Here is a 5,510-nt window from a genome sequence, read left to right as displayed (position 1 = left end):
TTGTACTGCTGGCGCACCAGCTCCTGCAGCTGCAGTTTCAGGTTGGCCGAGAACTGGGGCGGGACCACGCTGGTCTTCCTGCAATCGCTCACAGGCTGGCTCGGCAGGAAAAAGAATTCGCTGGTCAGGGACCGGTCGACGAACGGGATTTCGGCCCACACCACGAAGCCGAGCCGGTCGGCCAGCTCGGCGGTGTACCGCGAATGGGGATAATGCGCCAGCCGGATGGTATTGGCGCCGAGTTCCTTGATCAGCCCGAGCGACTCATCGATCTCGGCCTTGCCGATGGCCCAGCCCTTGTCGATGTAATCCTGGTGCAGGCTGACACCATGCAGCGGGGTCAGCTTGCCGTTCAGGAAAAAGCCCTTGTCGGCGTCGAACCGCATCTGCCGTATGCCGATATCCTGCACCACTTTGTCGATGGTCACCCCGGCCTTGTCCCTGAGTTCGACCACCAGCTTGTACAAATACGGATCGTCCATGCCTTGCCACAAATGGGGCTGCGGCACGACCAGCTGCTGGCTGGCCTCGACCCTGGCGCCAGCCTTGATGGCGACCGACTTCTGCGCGCGCTGGACCTGCTTGCCATTGTGATCGAGCAGCGCAAGGTGCACGCTGACTTTGCCGTCCTGCCTGGCATCGTTGTTCAGTTTGGCGCGGACACTGAGCATCGCCTTGCCGCCGGTAATCGCGGTAGTCCTGGCGAAGATGCCAGAACTGCCCAGGTCGTCCAGCGCGAAGTGGGCGGCATGCGGGGTCGCGATCAGCGAAACATCGCGGTACAGGCCGCCGGACATGTTGAAGTCGCCAGAGAGCGGCGCGATCGCGGTCAGGTCGCTGCCGGTGGTCGGCGCGCTGTTGTCGGTCTTGACCAGCAACACGTTTTTACCGGCCAGCAGTTTGCCGGTCACGTCGAAGCGGAAGGCGGTGAACGCGCCCTTGTGCTGGCCGAGTTTCTTGCCGTTGAGCCAGACGTCGGCGACGATGCTGGCGCCATCGAACTGCAGCCATTGGGTCGCCCCGCCGGATGGCTTGTCGAATTCAAGGCGATACCAGCCACGGCCGCGCTTGTATTGTTTGCTGGCAGGCGTGGTCTGTGCCGTGCTGGCGGCGTCGCTGCCGTTCCAGGTGTGCGGAAGGCTGACCGTCTGCCAGGCTGCGCCAGAGGCGACGAGCGCGGCGTCGTCGCTGAGCGCGTCGTCCTGCACGAACTTCCAGCTTTGCAACAGCGGCGTGGTGGTCCGCACCTCAACTGCATTGAGCGCCGGATTGGCGCCGTGAGCGCATGGTATGACGGGCAAGGCCAGGCTGAGCGCGAGCGCCAGCGGGATTGTTTTTGCAAAAGAAAACTGCTTCATCTTCTATCTCCGTGGTTATATTTACTTATGGATACGTGAGGCCGAACCCGAATGGGTACAGCGTGTCGGCCGGCGCATAACCCGGCGCGTCCGGCGCGTTGTCGATCACCGCCTGCAATGTCCTGGCCAGGGCAAACGGCAGCTTGCCGGTGGGCTTGAAGCGGCCGCTGAGCACTTCCAGCAGCGCCTGCTCCTTGACGCCGAAGGTGGCGACGATGGCGCCGGCATCCTTCAGCCCGCTGGCATCGTCGAGTACATAAGGGTTGCGAAAGTAGATGTCCAGGATCGTTTTTTCCGGCCCCACCTCGCGCATGACCGCCTGGATTTCCGCCAGCGACGGCGAAATCTGCCAGGACTGCGCGCTCGCCATCGTCGAGAACGACAGCCGGCTCGCTTCCCACGGCAGCGCTCCGCCGAACAGCAGCCCCAGCGGCGCGCCAGGCATAAATTCGACGTCGTCGGAACAGGTCGGATTCATGGCCGGGTAAAGGCTGCAGCCGTCCTCGGCGCCCCAGGTCTTGCCGGTGCGCGGGTTGAGCCGGGCCGGGTCGGCCCCGCTGCCTGGGCTCCTGGTGCGGTAGCCGCTGGTATTGACGTTGCGAACCAGAATGCGGATCAGCGCGAAGTCCTTGCCCGCGGCACTAGGCCGCGCCTGGCCGGGGGCGACCGATCCATCGGTCACGCTATAGCCGTACTGCTCGACTTCGGCCTTGTTCATGCCCATCGTGTAGAGTTTGGCGCCCGCCCGCAACGGCAGGGTCGGGCCGGCCCCGCCCTGCGCCCGGTTTTGCAACAGGACAATCGACTGCTTCTGCACTTCCCGGCCCACTGCGAGGTGGGCTGCGCTACCGACCAGGCTTGCGGCCTGGCCTGCATCCACAAACGGGTTCTCGAACAGGCCAAGCTGGAATTGCTCGGTCAGCAGGCGGGTCGCGGACAGGTTGACCCGCTCCTCGCTCACCAGGCCGGCCTTGAGCAGGTCGGTGATGGTCGCCACCTTGTTGAAGCCCGACAGGGTGTCGGTGCCACCGTTGATCGCCGCCGCCACCCGTTGCGGAATGGATTTGTGTTCCAGTCCCCAGGCACGGTCATTGATGATGCCGGTGTCGGAGTTCACGTTGCCCCGGAAACCCAGGCGGTCGCGCAGCAGGTCATTGACGATCTGCCGGTTGAATGCGAAACCGACCTGGTCGTAGGTGACGCCCTCGTAGCGGACCTTGATCGGCACCCCGTAGTACGGCATCACCGACGACACGCCGGCGGCGATGGCGGCCTTGAACGGTTTGAGCCCGTAGGCGAAGTTGCCGCTCGGGTAGACTTGCGCCTTGCCGAACGAGTAGTGCGGATCCAGCCCGTCTTCCTGCGCGCCGCCGCCGGGGAAATGCTTGATCGTCAGCGCCACCGCCGATTGCGGGTTCAGCGGTCCACCCTGCAAGCCTTCGACCAGCGCCGTCATGATATTCGCGGAGAGGTCGGCGTCTTCGCCAAAGGTTTCATGAACCCGATACCAGCGCGGTTCGGTGGCGAGGTCGGCCTGGTAGCCATACATGCCGCGTAGCCCAATCGCGCGCCACTCCTGGCCCATGACCCTGGCCAGCGACCTGGCCGGCGACATGTCGCCTGTGCCGAGCGATGCGGCGGCGATCCCCGGCTCCTTCGGAAACTCGGTGAGGATGCCGGCTCCGCTCCCAACGCCGAAACGCGGATCGGTTTCGACGTGGTTGCGCGGATTGCTCTTGAATAGCACCGGAATGCCGAGCCGCTGCGCTTCGGCCAGCGCCTGGATCTTGTTGGTGAACTGCGCAGCCTGCTGCGCCGTGATCACCAATCCGCCCGGGCCGGCCGCTTTCACGCTGCCGTCGCAGGTGGCCGCGACTGCGTCGACCACGTTGCGGAAGATGAAGCGCGACATTTTCTCCGACACGATGAACCTGGTCGCATCGGCCGGCAACGCGCCGGCGCAGCCCGCGTTCAGGGTGTCGATCAGCATCAGGCCGGCCTTCTCCTCCAGCGTCATCTGTGCCACCAGGTCGCCGACCCGCACCCCGACCGGCAGGCGCCAGTCTTCGTACGGGTCGAGCCGGCCGTTACCGTTCAAGTCCTTGAACTGATACCCGCCGATTGTCAGCACCGCTTTGCCTTGGGCGCCGATCGCAGGCTGGGAGGGCGCGGCGAGGCAGGCGCCGGCCGCGAGCGTTGCGCCCGCGAGCACAAGCGTCCTGCGCAAAAAAGCCGGGCGGTGGCCAGACCGTCGAGCAAGGGATGAACGATTAGAAATCATATTTCAGGCGAACTCCATAGTAACGCTGCGAATTGCGTGGCTCAGCAGGCTGAGCAGCTGTCGGTCGAGGTCGTTGACAGTGGTCGCAAAAAACAGCCTCGCGCACACTGTCCACCGGTAGTTTCCCGCCGTTTTGCTATTCGTCCTGGCGGCGCGCCTAGAACTCGTACTTCACGCGCAGACCGACATAGCGCTGCGAATTGCGGGGCAGCATCTGGCTCAGCACGTGGTGCGTACCGCCGTAGAGGTCGGCGGTATCGCCAACAAAGGTGGCGTAGCTCTTGTCGAACAGATTGTTGACAAACAGCGTCACCTTGAACGCATGCGATGGACTGCTCAGCGCAATGCTGCCGTTCACCACGCCGTAGCCCTTTTGCACCTGGAGCGGATTGGCTTTCAGGTCGAAATTAACCTCGGACTGGTACTGGTAATTCAAGTTGGCGATGCCGCTGAAGCCGTCACCGATCGGGAAGTTGTAGGTCGCGCCCAGGGTAGCCTTGACCTCGGGCGCATTCGACAGGCGCTTGCCGCTCAAATCTTGTACGAAGCCATTGCCAAGCGGGACGCAACCCAGCGCGAGTGTCTGCCCCAGGTAGCAGCCGGCGTTCTTGTACGACGCGATCTTGGCGTCGACATAGGCCAGCGAAGTTTCCAGCAGCAGCGCGTTGGTCGGCTTGGCAGTGACTTCCAGTTCCACGCCTTTGGTGCGCAATTTGCCGACGTTATTGACGGCGTTCTGCAGCAGCTGGGTGGTCGGATCGACGACCGAGGACTGCGCCTGGAAATCCTTATAGTCGGTCAGGAAGGCGGTGGCGTTGAGCTGCACGCGGTTTTGCAGGAAGCGGCTCTTCAGACCGAACTCATACGCCTTCGACGTTTCCGGCGCCACAGGGCGGTTGATCCGGGACTGGTCGAAGCCGCTCGACACATCGTAGCCGGCGCCCTTGTAGCCGGTCGCGAACGAGGCGTACACCATGACCGCCTTGTCCAAGTCGTGCTGCAGCGCTACCTTGCCGGTGACGACGTCGTCGGTGCTGGCGCCGATGAAGCGGGCCGGGACGGCAGGCAGCAGGTCGGTGAAGTCGACATGGATTCTTTCGCGGTTGTAGCGGAACCCGGCACTGACGCGGGTTGCGTCGGTGAGCTTGTACTCGCCTTGGGTAAACGCTGCCACGGTGCGGTTGCCGGTGGTGGCCGCCCAATTAGCAGCGAGCGGGAATCCGGCACGGCCGCGGGTGAAGGAACGGTCGCTGTCCGAATCCGAATAGTAGAGGCCGGCAAGGTAGTTGAGCGCGCCGTCGCCATTCGAGGCGATACGCAGTTCCTGGGTCAGCATCTCGGAGCGATACGGGCCGCCCATCGGGATGCCGCCCGGGAAGGCGCCGCGGGAGAATATCGCCAGCAGGGGGATCTCGGTGTTGTCGATATCTGCCACGTAATTGTATTTCCAATCCTGCCAGGTGGTGACCGACGTCAGCGTATGGCTGTCGAGCTGGTAGCTCAAGGTGCCCGCGAAGCTGGTGTTCTTGCTGTCGGTGAAGCCGGCAGTATCCATGCGGATGTTGCGGTTCTCAGGACCCGGCGTGATACCGGCCAGGGCCGGCGCAAGCGGCTGGCCGAACAGGCGCGCGCCGGCCGGAGCCGACAGCAGCGTCAGCACCGGACCTTCGACGCGGCGAGTACCGTAGTCGGCAATGATCTTGCCGCGCAGCCGGGCGGTTGGCTTGAAGTCGACCCGCGCGCGCATGCCCTTGGCGGTTTCGCCATTCTCATCGTCGCCGGTGGTCAGGTTGGTGATGTCGCCGTCGCGTTTGACCTTGTAGGCATTCAGGCGGAATCCCACCTCGTCGGCAATCGGCCCGGAGACCGAC

3 protein-coding genes are annotated in these 5,510 nt (G+C 63.9%); all 3 read right to left on the bottom strand.

What is annotated here, in order from left to right; translation table 11 throughout:
• Positions 1-1,358 (bottom strand): glycoside hydrolase family 2 protein (locus D3872_RS22090; protein ID WP_182915894.1); only part of this gene is annotated, 1,358 nt, incomplete at its 3' end.
• A 25-nt stretch (positions 1,359-1,383) separates the two neighbouring features.
• Positions 1,384-3,570, bottom strand: coding sequence for a glycoside hydrolase family 3 protein (locus D3872_RS22085; RefSeq protein WP_229459473.1), 2,187 nt, complete (start codon positions 3,568-3,570; stop codon positions 1,384-1,386).
• A 226-nt stretch (positions 3,571-3,796) separates the two neighbouring features.
• A partial coding sequence (locus D3872_RS22080) for a TonB-dependent receptor (RefSeq protein WP_119812805.1) occupies positions 3,797-5,510 on the bottom strand: 1,714 nt, incomplete at its 5' end.

The sequence above is a fragment of the Massilia cavernae genome (assembly GCF_003590855.1).
GTDB lineage: Bacteria > Pseudomonadota > Gammaproteobacteria > Burkholderiales > Burkholderiaceae_D > Telluria_A > Telluria_A cavernae.
Note: the sequence above shows the minus strand (reverse complement) of the source record. Positions and strands in the feature narration are given on the sequence as shown.